This window comes from Rheinheimera tangshanensis (assembly GCF_014645135.1).
Classification (GTDB): Bacteria; Pseudomonadota; Gammaproteobacteria; order Enterobacterales; family Alteromonadaceae; genus Pararheinheimera; species Pararheinheimera tangshanensis.
In genome coordinates this window covers 964,217-979,986 of record NZ_BMLH01000001.1, presented here as the reverse complement: position 1 = coordinate 979,986, position 15,770 = coordinate 964,217, and the positions used below count along the sequence as shown (strand labels likewise).

Genomic DNA, 15,770 nt, shown 5'->3' with positions numbered 1-15,770 from the left:
CACTAAGGCCACTCAGTCACCACCTGCTTCATCACAGGATTTTTCAGCAACCACCATAAGCTAAGCACTAACAACATGGGTGAGATTAGCAGCCAGGGCGCTTTGAGCATCACATAGTTGGGTAAGTGCGTCAAACTATGCACCAGATCTGTGGCAACAATAACTAACATGATCCAACGGCTTTGACGCCATACTTTAAACCAGCCCTGACTCCCTTTCTCTTTACGCTGACTCAAGGCTGTGACCACTAAAAGTAGAGGTGCACAGATAAGGCAAGCGGTTAAAAAATCATTACTTTTAGGATACACAGCAGCCAGTAATTTATCGCCACCTTCTGGCATAGTCAGCACTAAAATCCACAGAATGTAAGGCCTGAGTGATAACAGCAACACGGCGTAGAACCGCAGTGGTATCCGGGTCAGGCCATACTTATCCAAAAGCGGATAAAACTGTGACATTTCAGTTCAGCCCATGCTGTGCAAACAAATCCAGCATCTGCTGCTCAGTCCAGACGGGGACAGACAACTCTGTCGCTTTAGCCAGTTTAGAGCCTGCATTGTCCCCTGCTATCACCGCATAAGTTTTAGCAGAGACAGAGCCTGATACTTTGGCGCCTAAACGTTGTAGTTTTTCCTTGGCATCATCACGGCCCATGCTGACTAAAGTTCCGGTCAGTACCAGTGTTAAACCGGCCAGTGGCTGTTCGCCTTGTTGCTGTTTTTCAATCACAGGCCAGTGGATACCAGCGTCAATCAATTGAGCTATGACGGCTGCGTTATGCTCTTCGGCCATAAAATGCTGGATGTTACCTGCCACTACAGCTCCAACATCCGGCACGTCTAACAGCTGTTCAATACTTGCCTGCTGCAGTGCATCCAAAGCAGCAAAATGACTGGCTAAATTCAGCGCGGTCGCTTCCCCTACTTCACGAATACCTAAGGAGTAAATAAAACGTGGCAAAGTGGTTTGTTTTGAATCCTCGATAGATTTCAGTAATTTAAGCGCCAGCTTTTCGCCCATTCGCTCAAGCCCCACCAAAGCTGGCATATCCAGGCGGAAAATGTCCGCCGGAGTTTTCACCAGTTGCTGATCGACCAGCTGCTCGATAATTTTGTCACCTAAACCTTCAATATCCATAGCTTTACGAGAGACAAAATGTTTCAGCGCTTCTTTTTGTTGAGCTCCACAAAATAAGCCGCCCGTACAACGCGCTACAGCTTCACCTTCAACCCGTTCAATGCTGGACTGACAGACAGGGCAAAGGGTTGGAAACAGGATGTCACGTGCGCTTTCAGGCCGCTGCTCTTGTACCACAGAAACAATTTGTGGGATCACGTCTCCTGCCCTGCGCACTATCACGGTATCGCCTATTTTGACGCCCAAGCGGTTAATTTCATCCTGATTATGCAAAGTTGCATTACTGACTGTCACGCCGCCAACCACTACAGGCTCTAAACGGGCAACAGGCGTAATTGAGCCAGTACGACCGACCTGAAACTCGACATCCAGTAAAGTGGTGGTTTTTTCCTGAGCCGGAAATTTAAAAGCTATGGCCCAACGAGGCGCACGGGCAACAAAACCTAAAGCTTGCTGCTGGGCTAAATCATCGACCTTCAGCACTACACCGTCTATTTCATAAGGCAAAATGGCGCGTTTAGTTAAAATGCTTTGCTGATAATCCAAAGCGGCTTGCAAACCAGTGACATGGCGGATTTCCGGACACACTGGTAAGCCCCAGGCTTTGAGTTGTTGCAAACGGGCATGATGGCTTTTGCCGTTTAAGAGCTGAGTTGTGTCTTCCACTGCTCCTACCGCATAGGCATAAAACATCAAAGGACGAGTGGCCGTGATCTTTGGATCCAGCTGCCGTAAGCTACCCGCTGCGGCATTACGAGGGTTGGCAAACACTTTATCGCCTGAAGCTCTGGCTTTTTCGTTCATTGCCTCAAAACCCGCCAGCGGCATAAAAACTTCACCCCGAACTTCCAACACTGCTGGCACTTCGCCTTGTAACTTTAGTGGTATAGCTCTGATGGTTTTGACATTGGCAGTAATATCTTCGCCGGTAAAGCCATCACCTCGGGTGGCAGCCTGCACCAACAGGCCGTGCTCGTACCGAATACTGACGGCTAAACCATCCAGCTTAGGCTCTGCACAAAACTCAAAGTCTTTACTTGCATCGATACGATCAGCCATACGTTTGTAAAAAGCAGCGAAGTCGTCGGCATCAAAAGCGTTATCCAGCGACAGCATAGCGACCTGATGGCTGATTTGACCAAATTTGCTTAAAGGGGCAGCCCCCACTCGTTGGGTCGGGGAATCAGGTGTGATAAGTTCTGGGTACTGTTGCTCAATCTGCTTTAATTCCAAAAACAGCTGATCATAATCAGCATCCGGAATACTGGGGTTATCCAGCACGTAATACTGGTGATTGTGATAAGCCAGTTGGTCTTTGAGCTGCTGCAGGCGTTGTTGGATAGCTTGGTTCATTTGAGGTACCCGGACACTTAAATTCTGAAATCTTCGATTCTAAAATAACGAGGCCCCGATAACGGGGCCTGTTTAATAGCTGTTCTGTATTAACCGTGGATCAGGCGTTGACGCTGAAACTCGCGGATTTTTTCCACATAATGCCGCACTGTTTGTACTGTCAGCACTGAACGCTGACCATCCAGTACCTGACCACCAAATTCATCGGCCAGTTTTTTAGCGGCACTGTGCATCAGGTTGAAGTTCTGTAAGGCTTCGCCAGGCCCTGGCAAGGTCATAAACAGACTTAAACCACGGGTATTCATTTTATCCATGTCTTCTAAATCGAAGGTGCCTGGATTAAACATATTGGCCAAAGAAAACAGTACTTCGCCTGAACCTGCGTTGTCCTGGAAACGGTGGAAAATATTCATCTCACCGTATTTAAAACCTAAGGTCAGTAACGAAGGCAATAACAAGGAACCGTTAATTTCTTCACCTTCCGGCAGCAATACGTACAGGATCAACACTTCGTTCGCTGGTGCCTGAGCGCCTTGATCTTTTTCAGCTTCGTAAGCGGCCTGTTGCTCTTCGGCTACAGCTTCAGCATAAGGCTCGTCTGTGGCAGAAAAGCTGCCCATATCCAGCGACGGCTCGTTTAATTCTGGCTCACGACGCACCTTCACTGGTTCACGTAATTTATTGGCTTTTGGAGCTACTGTTGGTGCTGGTTTAGGTTGCGGTTTTTCGCCCGGTTGCAATACACGCTTGCGACCAATACCCAATTCATCAAATCCATCAGCCTTTGGACCGGCATTTGCCGAGGCATCCACTTCGTATTTGCCAATGTCCTTATTATTTTTCCGGACTGTCCACCAGCCGTGTAAAGCTAAAGCGCTGATACCCAATACACCCAAAACAATCAAGACTAAACGTAATTCCTCAGCCATCTCTTTTACCTTTTAGTTTTTAGGCTTGTGCCATTTTCACAGCATCTTCCACATCTACAGCCACAACTCTGGACACACCGGGTTCCTGCATGGTCACCCCCATTAATTGTGCCGCCATTTCCATGGCAATTTTATTGTGACTGATATAAATAAATTGCACAGTTTCAGACATTTCCCGTACCAGATTACAAAATCTGCCTACGTTTGCATCATCCAAAGGTGCATCAACTTCATCCAACATGCAAAAAGGTGCCGGATTTAATCGAAAAATCGAAAACACCAATGATAAAGCGGTTAGCGCTTTTTCACCACCCGAGAGTAAGTGAATTGTACTGTTTTTTTTCCCTGGCGGTCTCGCCATGATAGTTACACCTGTTTCTAACAGATCTTCTTCAGTTAAATCAAGATAGGCACTACCTCCACCAAAAACTTTTGGAAACAAAGTTTGCAGACCATCGTTCACCTGCTCAAAGGTTTCTTTAAATTTTTGCCGGGTTTCCCGATCAATTTTACGAATCGCAGTTTCCAGAGTCTCAAGCGCTGAGACTAAATCCTGATGCTGCGCATCCAGATACTGTTTACGCTCGTCCTGCTGTTCAAATTCTTCAATAGCCGCCAGATTAATAGGCCCTAAACGCCCTACTGCATCCTGCGTTTTTTCCAGTTGTTGTTGCCATTCCTGCTCGTTGGCTTCGGCGGGCAAAGTTTCACTCAGTTCTTTAAAATTGACCTGCAGCTCTGTCAGTTGCTCCAGCATATTATTGGCGCGCACCCGATATCCTTCGGCACCCAGCTGCAAATCGGCTAATTCTTTTTGCTTTTGCGTCAGTAAATGCGCAACGCCCTGATGACCTTGCTCGGCCTGACGCAGCTTATCATCCAGTTGATGCAAAGCTTCGGCTTTTTGCTGCACTAAAAGTTCAACTTCAGCCCGTTGTTCCAGTAATAGTTGCAAGCTTTCATGTTGCTCAGCATCCGGCTCTGACACTTCAGCCAATTGCTCCTGCACCAATTGGAAGCGCTGCTGCAATTGCTGCTGTTGTTGCTGGCTACGTTGCAAATTCTGCTGGCTGAAACTTAGCTGCTTTTGCGCACTTTGTTGCTCCAGCTGCAGTTGCTGCAGTTGCTGACGCACAGCATCTTGCTGTTGTTTAAGTTGTTGATACTGCTGCTGGCTTTGTGTTTGTTGTTGCTGCAACTGCCATTCTTTGGCTTTTTGTGCCTGATACTGCTCGTCCAACGCTTCGGATTGTTGCTCCAGCTCATCCAGCTGCAGGCTTAATAACTCAAAATCCTGCTGCTGAGCCGTCAGCTCTGTAGATGCCTGTAAGCGTCTTTGTTGTTGTAATTGCTGCTGTTGTTGCAGTAATAAAAGGTCGGTGCTGATTTTTTGCAGCTGCTCTTTGGTTTGCTGCAATTGCTGTTGGCTGTGTTGCCACTGCTGCCTGCTCGTTGCGACTTCTGTGTCGAAGCGCACTTCGAGCTGCTGCTGTTCCGCTATCTGTTGTTCAAGCTGCTGGATCTGTTCCGCCAGTTCCAGCAATTGCTGTTGCCGGGTTAAGTAGTTGTCAGAAGCCGCTTGTCCCGGTACTAACTGCCAGTTGCTGCCAAGCCAAATGCCTTGCGGGCAAATCACAGATTGCTGTGGTTCTAGCTGCTGTTGCAATGCCCGCGCTTGTTCGATGCTGTCGGCCAGCAACACACTATGAAAGGGATCCGGATACAGGCCTGAACGGATCACCGCAGCTAAAGTACCGGCTTTGGCAGTCAGTTGAGTTGGCGCGACATAACTTTGCTCTGTCCCCTGCTCCATCACTGCATGCTGTAATTCGCCCAGCACCAGACTAACAGCCCTGGCCCATTGCGGTTCAATCTCCAGCTGCTTTAACAGCTGCTGTTGCTGCTGATTCACCTGCCGCTGAATTTGACTGAGTTTGTCCTGCTGGTTTTTTAGCTGCTTTAATTCGCTTTGCCGTACCAGTTGCTGCTGTTTGTATTGCTGCTGTGCGTGCTGTAAATCCTGATAACCTTGCTCAGCTTCAGAACTTTGCTGTTGCAGTAGCTCTAGTTGCTGCTGTGTTTCGTGCTGTTTGGTAAGTAATGGCTCTGCAGCTTTCGAGTCGGCCACCGCATCCAGTTGCGCTAACTCTTGTTGTAACTGGCTGATACGGTTGAGTAACTGCTGCTGTTGCTGTTGGCTGTGCTGCGCTTTGAGCTGATTCTGTTGCTGCTGTTGCTGCAAGGCAAAAAACTGTTGCTGCCATTGCTGCAGTGCGCTCTGAGCCTGCAGCAGTTGTTCTTGAGCTTGCTCCGCTTGTTCGGTCAGGCTTTCAAATTGCTCTTGTTTCAGTTCGCTATCTGGTGCTGCATGTTCGAGCTGGAATTCAAGTTCTGCCAGTTGCTCTCGCTGCTGCGCCATATAAGAGTCAGCTTCCTGCAAAGTCAGTTGCAAGGACCGCAGCTCATCGGTCAGGCTTTGGCGACGCTGACGTTGGTGCAGTTGCTGTTGCTCTAAGCGCGTGATCTGATTACCGACCTGATAATACTGCTGCTGCACTTGTTGCTGCTCAGCGCGTAAATCCTGTTGCTGCTCTTTGAGTTGCAACACCAGCAATTGATCACCGGATTGAGCCGCCTGAAATTGTTCTATTTCGGTCAGCTTGTGCTCTATATCCAACTCTGTTTTCTGCAGCAGGCCATGAAAGTGTAACCATTTCACACAGGCCAATTCCGCTTTGAGCTTACGCTCCTGCGCTTTCAGTTCTTTAAAACGTGCCGCAGCTGCAGCCTGGCGTTTTAACTTATCGAGGTTTTTACCCAGCTCTTCGCGCACATCAGATAAACGGTCCAGGTTTTCGCGGGTATGTTTAATACGGTTTTCAGTTTCGCGCCGGCGTTCTTTGTATTTCGAAATACCGGCCGCTTCTTCGATAAAAATACGCAAGTCCGCAGGTTTGGATTCAATCAGCCGTGAAATCATGCCTTGTTCAATAATGGCGTAACTGCGTGGGCCTAAACCTGTGCCGAGGAAGATATCTGTGATATCACGGCGGCGACATTTAGTACCATTAAGGAAGTAATTCGACTGGCCATCCCGCGTTACTAAACGTTTGATGGCTATTTCACTACGATCAGCCAGCGTGCCTTGCAAACGGCCCTGAGTGTTTTCGAACATCAGTTCAACAGAAGCCTGAGACACGGGTTTACGCTGCGTGGAGCCGTTAAAAATAACGTCTGTCATCGCATCACCACGCAGGTTTTTTGCCGAGCTTTCGCCCAGCACCCAGCGTACAGCGTCAATAACGTTAGATTTTCCGCAGCCGTTTGGTCCCACTACAGCAGTCATTGCAGCAGGAAAAGCCACCTGGGTAGGATCAACGAAGGATTTAAAACCCGCTAATTTAATTTGCTTAAGACGCATCTGTCCCTGAACAATAAGGCCGAGGTTTTGTTAACAAAAGTGAATGTAACAGAACAGCAGTGCTGCTGTCACGGCCGCTTTGTATTCCTGCGCTGAAAAAGTTGCTTACGGATTTTATGTTGCGACTCAGATACATGGCCTATATGCTCGCCCTGGACCTGGATCCCTGTTGAGGTATAAAAGTTATGCATTATTTGATGAAAGGTTTGAACCTGATCCGGGTTAAGGGCTTAAAACGTTATGTGGTGGTGCCACTTTGTATCAACCTGGTGCTGTTTGCGCTGGCTTTTGGTTATTTATTCAGTCAGTTAGGTGGCTGGGTCGATCAGGTCGTAGCAACCTTGCCGGACTGGCTGAGTTTTATCGGCTTTTTAGTCTGGCCTTTGGCGCTGTTTTCTATTGTGATGGGTTTAGCTTTAACCTTCACCATGGTGGCTAATTTTATCGCAGCCCCTTTTAACGCCTTACTGGCGGAAAAAACTGAGCTGCATTTAACGGGTCAGCCGCTGCCAGATCAAGGCCTGGCCGCATTTTTAAAAGATGTACCGCGTATGCTGGGCCGTGAATGGCAAAAGTTTGTTTATTGTTTGCCGCGCGCCATCGGCTTTTTACTGCTGTTTTTTATCCTGCCGGGCATAGGTCAGTTGTTGTGGTTTTTATTCTGCAGCTGGATGCTGGCTATTCAGTACTGTGACTATCCGTTTGATAACCACAAAGTGCCTTTTAGCACCATGAGAAAGGCGCTCAAACTGCAATGGAAACACAGTTATGGGTTTGGCATCAGTGTGTATCTGCTGAGCTTAGTACCCTTGATTAACTTACTGATTATGCCGGTAGCTGTTTGTGGCGCAACTGCTATGTGGGTGGATAAATTCAGAGAAGCACTGCGCCTGCCAGATTAATAAAAATGGGGTCAGATCACATTGTTAACAGTTAACAATGTGATCTGACCCCAATTTCAGGTTAGCGGTGATCCGGGTGTCTGCGCCGCCATCTGTGTGCCGTTTTGCTTTTATCTGCTTTGAACTGATGTTGCACTACCACTGGACGGGACACGATCAGGTTATTCGGATAGACAATTTGTTCGTTGTTTTTTGTCAGCAGTACTGTGCTGAACAAATTGATTTCCACCACCTTGCCTTCAACATGGTTCGCACCATCAATAATTTTCACTTCAGCACCTGGTGCAAAATTACGTTGGCCTAACATGATAAAAAAGGCAGTGATATTACTCAACAGCGACCAGGCGGCAAATAATGCCACACCTATCACTGCAATCATTGAAGACGCAAGAACCAGCAACCCTTTGATGTCGATGCCCCAGACTACACTTAGGACAACAACCAGCAGTAAAAACAGCAGTATATGAAACACCACTAAAGCGCGGCGATTCATTTCATCTTTTAATACACTGGCCGCTATAGTGCGATAAACAAAAGGCGCAATACGACGGCTCAAAATGATATAAATCAAAATGATGATTGCACTGATCACCATCTGCACTATGGCCGGACTAAAAGTGGCCATTAACTGTTTTAACTGATGCAAAATCTGCATGGCTTCTTGCACAACCATCACCCTCAAAATCAAAAAACGCTATTTTTGCTTGCCCAACTGAACCGATACTGAAAATGGTTAGTCCAGATCGTTAATAGCCCAGGTCACAATATAATCTTCAAACTTTTCCATATCGACCGCATCTTCAGAAATGGTTTTGTTGCGCACTGACATTTGCTTTTTATGCATCAGGCTTTTTTTGCCATTATTCAGAAGCGGGTGCCAGGACGGTAAACCACGGCCTTCGTGCAAACGACGATAGCTGCAGCTATTGGGCATAAAAAAGATGTCTTTTAAATTATCCTGCGTCAGCTTGACGCAATCCGGCACCAGCACTGTACGCTGCTCGTACACAGTACAGGCACATTTATGGCTGTCCAGATAACGACACGCTATGTTGGTGAAATGGATTTGCTCATCTGGTTTGATGTAATCCGTTGGGCCTTCGGCTTCTTCGTCTTCATCATCGATAAATTTATTCAGACAACATTTGGCGCAGCCATCACAGACTGCTTCCCATTCTTCTGTTGTCATTTGTTCCAGGCTTTTTGTTTCCCAGAATTTTGCTGTTAACACTTCAACCTCTCTGTCAGCGTACTGACGTCTTAATATGTAGCTTGTTGGCCAGAGTTAATTCTAACTGATCGCCACTATAAAGTGGCCCCACTCCAGCTGGTGTGCCTGTCAGTACCAGATCACCAGGTAGCAAAGTAAAAAACTGTGACATTTCGCTGATGATTTGAGTCACAGAACGGATCATCATACGGGTATCGCCTTGCTGACGCGTCTCACCATTCACCTTCAGGCCAAACTCTAACTGTTGCACATCACCCAGTTCATCAGCCGCAATAAAACCAGAGACAGGGCAAGCGCCATCAAAACCTTTGGCAATTTCCCAGGGCCGTCCGAGCTCTTTTAGTTTCTTTTGCTGATCCCGTAGTGTTAAATCCAGCGCCAGACCATAACCCCAAACAGCGTCCAGCACTTGCTCTGGAGTCACTTTGGTTAAGGGGGCTTTAATCAGCACGGCCAGCTCAGTTTCATTATGCACAGCACCTAACTGGTCTGGGATAGGAAAAGACTGATGGATATCAACGACAGCTGTACTGGGCTTGATAAAGAACAGTGCTTCCGGTGCCGTTTTGCTGTTCATTTCAGCGATATGGTCCTGATAATTCTGACCAATACACAGTGCTTTGCCTACCGGCAGATGGATCGCCTGCCCTTGCAGATCTTTATGCTGATAACTCATGCTTTATCCTCAGCTACTATTAAATCCGCCAGATAACCTACGCTGGTGACAAAATAATAAGACCGGTTCCAGTGCATCAGCGTTTGATAGTTGCTGTACGCCAGATAGACCCGACCTTGTTCGTCATCCGGCATCACCAATGCAGCTTTGATATCACGCTTTGGCAAAGCTTTGCCTTCAGTGGTGCGAACCCCTAAGCTTTGCCAGGCCGCTAAAGAACGTTCAGATTTAGCCCACCACTGCAGCCACTGAGTTCTGTCTTTACTGCCTTTTGGGATCACATAAGAGAAATCGAAGTTATTCGGTACTTTTACTTCTCTGCCCCAGGTTTGGCTATTGTCCCAACCACGGGTTTTTAAATAATTGGCAATAGAGGCGAAAGCATCAGTACGGCTTTGCCAAATGTTGATGTGACCATCACCGTCACCATCCTGAGCATAGGACATAAATGCACTGGGCATAAACTGGCTTTGGCCCATAGCACCAGCCCATGAGCCTTTCATATCTGCCAAGCTGACATGGCCTTGCTGCAGAATATCCAGTGCCAGAAAGAATTCAGATTTAAAAAAGGACTCCCGGCGGCCATCATAGGCCATAGTGGCTAAAGCAGAAGGTACTGAATAGTTGCCCATAAACTTACCAAAGCTACTCTCAAGCCCCCATAAAGCCACAATAAAACGCGGTTGTACCCCATATTTCTGGCCTATGCTTTCCAGCTCTTGCTGATGCTCCTTGTAATATTTACGCGCCAGCGCAATGCGTTGTTTACTCACACGCTTCGGTAAATAGGTATCTAAGGTTTCAGTAAATTCAGGCTGCTTTTTATCTGCCACTACTGCAGATTTGTAGTGCTTTAAGCTGGCGAATACCTCATTGACCAGAGTTTTGGAATAGCCTTTGTCTAAGGCCTGCTGTTTTAAAGAAGCTGCGTATTGTTCAAAACTACCTTTATTCAAAGCATCTTGCGCAGGTAATGCAGACACAGAGGCTGTTTGGGCTTTTTGCAGGGCAGGTACTTTAGCGACAGGCGCAGTTTTTACCGTTTGTGTTTTAGTTTGGGCATTGCCAGACACAGTGCTGGTACAAGATAACAATAAACTACTGACCACAATGACTGCGATTTGAGTCAACTTCATCTGTTACTCCTTGTTTTGCAAGCTCTCTTTATGCGCTTTAAGTAAATCTTCAGGCGGCGGAGGCAATTGTAAATAAAAGCCCTGTTCTGTCAGTTGTGCTCTGACTTTATCAATATCTGCGTGGGCTAGTTTGCTTTTGGTGGCCAGATTCACCAGCGTCACCAGTTGGGGTTTGCCAAAGGTTTTCAGTAAGGCTTCAGGTACAGCGCTAAAGTCATCACGGCGCAATACGTACAAATAGGTTTGGTCCAGCTTCGGACTTTTATAAATGACACATAACATAGGACAAAAACTACTCTGACTAACTTGCCTAACAGGGGCGCAAACTATAACATGAAGCACCAGCCTTGCGTACCAAGCAAATAAAGGCTGACACGATTTTTTGCCGTCATTAAACAAATAATAAAGTGCGCATTTTGAGCTATGTCTGATCATTCCTTTGAATTAAAAGGCAGTTTATTTCCACTGTCTGTGTTGTATTGTCAGGACTTGTCTGCCGCTGCAGTAAAAACTCAGTTGCAACAAAAATTGGCGCAAGCTCCAGCCTTTTTTTACCGCGCACCTGTGGTGATTAATGTCGAGTCTGTAACTCAAGCTCCTGATTTCGCAGCTATTGCTGAAGTTTTCAAGGAACTCGAGCTGGTCTTGGTCGGTGTATGTGGTGCATCTGCTGAACTAAAAAAAGTGGCTCAGGCCGCTGGTTTGGCTTCATTGCAATTGAGCAAAAGTAAAACTCCGGCCAAAGAAAGCAAAGAAAAAGAAACAAAAACAGAAGCCGCCGTTGCTGCTCCTGTGATGGAGACCAAAGTGGTGGAGCAAAACATTCGCTCCGGCCAACAAATTTATGCCAAAGGTGCAGATTTAGTGATCCGTGGTACTGTAGGTGCCGGCGCTGAAGTCATTGCCGATGGCAATATACATATTTACGGTACCTTGCGTGGTAAAGCCATAGCAGGCGCTGCCGGAGATAGTCAAAAACGCGTGTTTTGTCACAAGCTGGAAGCTGAACTGATCTCCATAGCCGGAAGTTACTGGCTCAGTGACAGTCTGCAAGGCGAATATTGGGGTAAGTCGGCTTGCATTGGGTTGCAGGACGATAAGTTGGTTTTAGCAGATTTGCTTTAAGGATATTTTGCGATGGCAAAAATCATTGTTGTTACATCAGGTAAAGGTGGCGTAGGCAAAACTACGTCAAGCGCAGCTATTGGCACAGGTATCGCGATGCGCGGTTTTAAAACCGTGATTATCGATTTCGATATAGGTTTGAGAAATCTGGACTTAATCATGGGCTGTGAACGTCGTGTGGTTTACGATTTCGTTAATGTGATTAACGGTGAAGCGAATTTAAAACAGGCGATGATCAAAGATAAACGTATCGACACCCTGTTTATTCTGCCTGCTTCCCAAACCCGAGATAAAGACGCTCTGAGCAAAGAAGGCGTAGAGCGCATTCTGAACGAGCTGGCAGAAGAATTTGACTACATCATCTGTGACTCGCCTGCCGGTATTGAATCAGGCGCTATGATGGCGTTGTATTTTGCCGATGAAGCAATAGTTGTGACTAACCCTGAAGTGTCGTCAGTCCGTGACTCAGACCGTATTCTAGGTATGCTCAGCAGCAAATCACGTCGTGCTGAACAAGGCTTACCTGGTATCAAAGAACACTTGCTGTTAACCCGCTACAATCCTGAGCGCGTCGTCAAAGGCGAGATGCTGAGTGTAGAAGATGTCGGCGAAATTCTGGCGATTAAACTTTTAGGTGTCATTCCTGAATCTCAGGCTGTGTTAAATGCATCCAACTCCGGTACTCCGGTTATTCTGGATGAAGAAAGTGACGCAGGTCAGGCCTATTTAGATACAGTCGCCCGTTTGCTTGGCGAAGACGTGCCTTTCCGTTTCCTGAATGTGGAGAAAAAAGGCTTGCTCAAACGTATATTTGGAGGCTAAGCGAATGTCGTTATTGGATTATTTCCGTTCAACGAAAAAAAATACCGCTTCAACTGCCAAAGAGCGGTTACAAATCATCGTCGCCCATGAGCGCAACAGACGCAACAGCCCGGATTATTTGCCACAGCTGGAACGCGATATTTTGGCCGTGATCCGCAAATATGTCGATATAGCGGATGATCAGGTGTCTGTCTCTCTGGAAAAAAGTTCAGACGAGTTGTCAGTGCTGGAGTTAAACGTCACCTTCCCTGACGACAAAAAATAATAATTAAAAAACTAAAAAGAGGCAGGATCTGTGATCCTGCCTCTTTTTTTATTAAGTTTTACTGTACGTTATTAAAGTCGTCCAACAGGATCAATCCCAGATCAGCGGTCAAACCCTGACCATCCCGCGCTACTGCAGTGTAGATCTTATTGGTATCTAAGGTCACAGCGACAGGACCAATAGCTGCTGTTTTGCTGCCTGTTGGTGTTACAGTGACAAAATAATCACCTGCAGGTACCTGGATATAGCCAGAGTCCGCTTTGAAAGGTACGTTGCTCAGTGCTGCTGTAGCCGCTGAAATATCAGAAGTTGCAGTTAAATACACATCGACAGGGCCTGCCAGACTAGAACCGTGGATCACACGAATTTGTGCGGCGGTGGCAATACGACGTGGCTTATCTTCTACTACCAGAGGCTCAATACTGTTTTCAGTTAACGAACCTACTGCATGCACAGTGTAATAAACACCAGCCTCCAGCTCCAGGTCAGCGTTAATTACGACAACTGAATTATCCGCATCCGCAGCTACTTTGACGTTATATGTGTCTGGAGCCAATTCAGCGTAATCAGTAAAGTTAGGGAAAGCTAAGGCATTGATAGCTTCAGCATTGTTAACTAACACGTCAACAGCTGGCGCATCAGATACATCATGCACCACACGGACCGCAGAGACAGAGCCCTGGTCCAACAGCTCAAGACTGGTATCGCCGCCTTGTACTAAAGCTAATAAAGAGACGGGCGAATCACCAGCAAACTTGCTGTCCAACGCAGCTATGGTTAAGTCCAGACCGGAAGTCAAAGCGACAGTGCCTGAGTCATACACTACAGTGCTCAAATCACCAGCTGGAGTGATACGCACTCTGTAGTCGCCAGCAGGAACAGTGACATCGCCTGTATTGGCGCTAAATTCAAGAGTCGCGGCCACAGTACCTGCGGATAATTCAGCAGCAGGAGCTGTCAAATGCACGTCAACTGTTGGAGCAGATGCCGCAGCGTGTACCACGCGCAGACGTACATTACCGCTACTTACTGCTGTTTGAGGAAAGTTAACAACCAAAGGTTCGATGCTACTGTCAGCTGCTTTACCAACAGCAAAAATTACATAATCAGTTGCTTCTGCTAAAGAAATGCTGGTTTGTGGGATCACTGTGGCTTGGGTGCCACCAGGTAATTTGGCACCAACAGAAGTACTGAAATTACCAGGTGCGACGGAAACTGGTCCTGCGGCATCACCAAAAGCCAGATTTTCAACGGCTACACTACCATTAGCGGTGATCGCGACATCTGGTGCATCAGAAACTGCGTGCACAACTTTAACTGTCGCGTTAACAGGTGGCGGAGCTATTATTTCTGGTGGAGAGTCAGAATCGTTACAACCTGCGATAGCAAGCAGCGCGAAACCTACGACACATAGTTTATTTGTCCATCTCATCATAAATACCCTTTTGATTGTTTATGTTGCAAAAGGGTTACGACGACAAATTTTGACTAGATCAACGGCTTTTTTTGCAAAAAACCGGATGATTTTTCTAAAAAAATGCATTAAACCATATTCAGAAAGGCTCGTATTTACGCAGTAAAAGCTTGATCAGATCAATTCAGCGGCATGTGCAGGCACAGGCAGATGCTTACGCAGTATCTCGCGGCGCCAGCCTCGCAAAAACTCAGGTAAAGGCAACAGCCCCCTGTCTTTATCACTGACCCGCCAGCACCAATTGAAAAACTCAGTGCTTTGGCGACGAACAGCGATAAATTCAGCAGGAATACCAGACTCTCTCGCTGCGGCTTTAATAGCATCTGTGATTTTTTGCATTTCTTCTTTAAAGCCCTGAAATACATCAGTGTGATAAAAAGGAGCAGGACATTCTTCAAGCGGCAACGCTTTGGCTTTTTCAATCAAAGCCAATACAGCTTTACCATGACGGCGCACTTCACGGCCAGGCAATTCAGGGATATTAAACATTGACTCGAGGCTACCGGGACGGCGTTTAGCGATATCCAATAAATGATGATCTTTGAAGATAAAACCCAGCGCCATATCATGCTGCTGCGCATACTCCTGACGCCAAATCACTAATTCACGCAAAATGGCAAGCTCACGTGGCGTCAGCAGATTGCTGTTTTTCAGTTCCAGATGACGAAATGATAGAGGCAAGCCAAAAGAGCGACGTGCTATTAAATGTTCGCCTTCAGCAAGCAGCAGTTCGTATTGGCCTTTTGCCACCAGCTCAGTTTTCAGCGCCTGATATACATCAAGCAAATGCTCTACATCTTTGGCTGCGTAATCCAGCTGTAATGCAGATAAGGGTCGTGCTATCCAGTCAGTGCGGGATTCACTTTTATCCAGCTCAATAGCACAAACTCGTTGTACCAATTTGGCATAGCCCTGACTTCCGCCCCAACCTGCCAGTTCGGCAGCCAGTTGAGTATCAATCAGAGGCAATACGGGTAACAGATCTTTAGTGGCTAAAGCTTCTAAATCTTCGTTGCAGGAATGCACCACTTTACAGACTGCCGGATCAGCAAACAGCTGTTGCAAAGAACTCCAATCATCAATAGCTAACGGGTCGACCAGCACCAGTTGTTTGCCATCAAACAACTGGATCAAGCCAAGCTTTGGACTTAATGTCGTCTGCCGAACAAATTCAGTATCAACAGCTAATACCTCAGCGGTGGCGGCTTGCGCACAAAACGCAGCTAAAGCAGAGGAGGAGGTTATAAGTTGATACATCATTTTAAATCCTTGATTGTCTCTTTCTATTTCTTTAACCAA

General features: G+C 46.8%; 15 protein-coding genes. 4 read left to right on the top strand and 11 right to left on the bottom strand.

The annotated features are described in order from the left end of the window. Nucleotides 1–2: 2 nt before the first annotated feature. The 4 genes from IEW88_RS04415 to IEW88_RS04400 form a co-directional block, all read right to left on the bottom strand. Complete coding sequence (locus IEW88_RS04415) at nt 3–458, bottom strand: DUF2919 family protein (RefSeq protein WP_147904895.1); 456 nt, start codon at nt 456–458, stop codon at nt 3–5. Nucleotide 459: 1 nt separating this feature from the next. Then, nucleotides 460–2,490: an NAD-dependent DNA ligase LigA gene (ligA, locus tag IEW88_RS04410; RefSeq protein ID WP_147904896.1), complete on the bottom strand. Its 2,031-nt coding sequence runs from the start codon at nt 2,488–2,490 to the stop codon at nt 460–462. Between the two features lie 89 nt (nt 2,491–2,579). Then, nucleotides 2,580–3,419: a cell division protein ZipA gene (gene zipA / locus IEW88_RS04405; RefSeq protein WP_147904897.1), complete on the bottom strand. Its 840-nt coding sequence runs from the start codon at nt 3,417–3,419 to the stop codon at nt 2,580–2,582. Nucleotides 3,420–3,438: 19 nt separating this feature from the next. Beyond that, nucleotides 3,439–6,840, bottom strand: a complete 3,402-nt coding sequence (locus IEW88_RS04400; protein ID WP_147904898.1) for an AAA family ATPase — start codon at nt 6,838–6,840, stop codon at nt 3,439–3,441. Between the two features lie 185 nt (nt 6,841–7,025). Here IEW88_RS04400 and cysZ point away from each other — a divergent pair, with 185 nt between their 5' ends. Next, complete coding sequence (cysZ, locus tag IEW88_RS04395; RefSeq protein WP_147904899.1) at nt 7,026–7,742, top strand: sulfate transporter CysZ; 717 nt, start codon at nt 7,026–7,028, stop codon at nt 7,740–7,742. 61 nt (nt 7,743–7,803) lie between these two features. Here cysZ and IEW88_RS04390 read toward each other — a convergent pair whose 3' ends face one another. From IEW88_RS04390 to IEW88_RS04370, 5 genes are all read right to left on the bottom strand, one after another. Beyond that, nucleotides 7,804–8,409 carry a mechanosensitive ion channel domain-containing protein gene (locus IEW88_RS04390; RefSeq protein WP_229670293.1) on the bottom strand — a complete coding sequence of 202 codons (606 nt, stop codon included), beginning with the start codon at nt 8,407–8,409 and terminating at the stop codon, nt 7,804–7,806. A gap of 66 nt (nt 8,410–8,475) precedes the next feature. After that, on the bottom strand, nt 8,476–8,973 hold the full coding sequence (locus tag IEW88_RS04385) for a YcgN family cysteine cluster protein (protein ID WP_147904900.1): 498 nt from the start codon (nt 8,971–8,973) through the stop codon (nt 8,476–8,478). 13 nt (nt 8,974–8,986) lie between these two features. Beyond that, nucleotides 8,987–9,649 (bottom strand): fumarylacetoacetate hydrolase family protein, encoded by a 663-nt coding sequence (locus IEW88_RS04380; protein ID WP_147904901.1) that lies wholly within the window; start codon nt 9,647–9,649, stop codon nt 8,987–8,989. Then, complete coding sequence (locus tag IEW88_RS04375) at nt 9,646–10,785, bottom strand: lytic murein transglycosylase (RefSeq protein WP_147904902.1); 1,140 nt, start codon at nt 10,783–10,785, stop codon at nt 9,646–9,648. The genes IEW88_RS04380 and IEW88_RS04375 overlap by 4 nt, the downstream gene beginning before the upstream one ends. Nucleotides 10,786–10,788: 3 nt before the next feature. Further along, nucleotides 10,789–11,067 (bottom strand): YcgL domain-containing protein, encoded by a 279-nt coding sequence (locus IEW88_RS04370; RefSeq protein ID WP_053425528.1) that lies wholly within the window; start codon nt 11,065–11,067, stop codon nt 10,789–10,791. A gap of 141 nt (nt 11,068–11,208) precedes the next feature. On the opposite strand from IEW88_RS04370, the gene minC reads away from it, so the two are divergent. From minC to minE, 3 genes are read left to right on the top strand one after another with little or no spacing between them, the layout of a single operon-like run. Continuing rightward, nucleotides 11,209–11,910 (top strand): septum site-determining protein MinC, encoded by a 702-nt coding sequence (gene minC, locus IEW88_RS04365; protein ID WP_147904903.1) that lies wholly within the window; start codon nt 11,209–11,211, stop codon nt 11,908–11,910. Nucleotides 11,911–11,922: 12 nt separating this feature from the next. Next, nucleotides 11,923–12,732 carry a septum site-determining protein MinD gene (minD, locus tag IEW88_RS04360; RefSeq protein WP_053425526.1) on the top strand — a complete coding sequence of 270 codons (810 nt, stop codon included), beginning with the start codon at nt 11,923–11,925 and terminating at the stop codon, nt 12,730–12,732. 4 nt (nt 12,733–12,736) lie between these two features. Continuing rightward, on the top strand, nt 12,737–12,997 hold the full coding sequence (gene minE, locus IEW88_RS04355) for a cell division topological specificity factor MinE (protein WP_008900582.1): 261 nt from the start codon (nt 12,737–12,739) through the stop codon (nt 12,995–12,997). Between the two features lie 58 nt (nt 12,998–13,055). On the opposite strand, the gene IEW88_RS04350 is transcribed toward minE, so the two are convergent. Next, on the bottom strand, nt 13,056–14,432 hold the full coding sequence (locus IEW88_RS04350) for a DUF4397 domain-containing protein (RefSeq protein ID WP_229670291.1): 1,377 nt from the start codon (nt 14,430–14,432) through the stop codon (nt 13,056–13,058). Nucleotides 14,433–14,585: 153 nt separating this feature from the next. Next, complete coding sequence (rnd, locus tag IEW88_RS04345; protein ID WP_147904904.1) at nt 14,586–15,731, bottom strand: ribonuclease D; 1,146 nt, start codon at nt 15,729–15,731, stop codon at nt 14,586–14,588. Nucleotides 15,732–15,770: the final 39 nt, after the last annotated feature.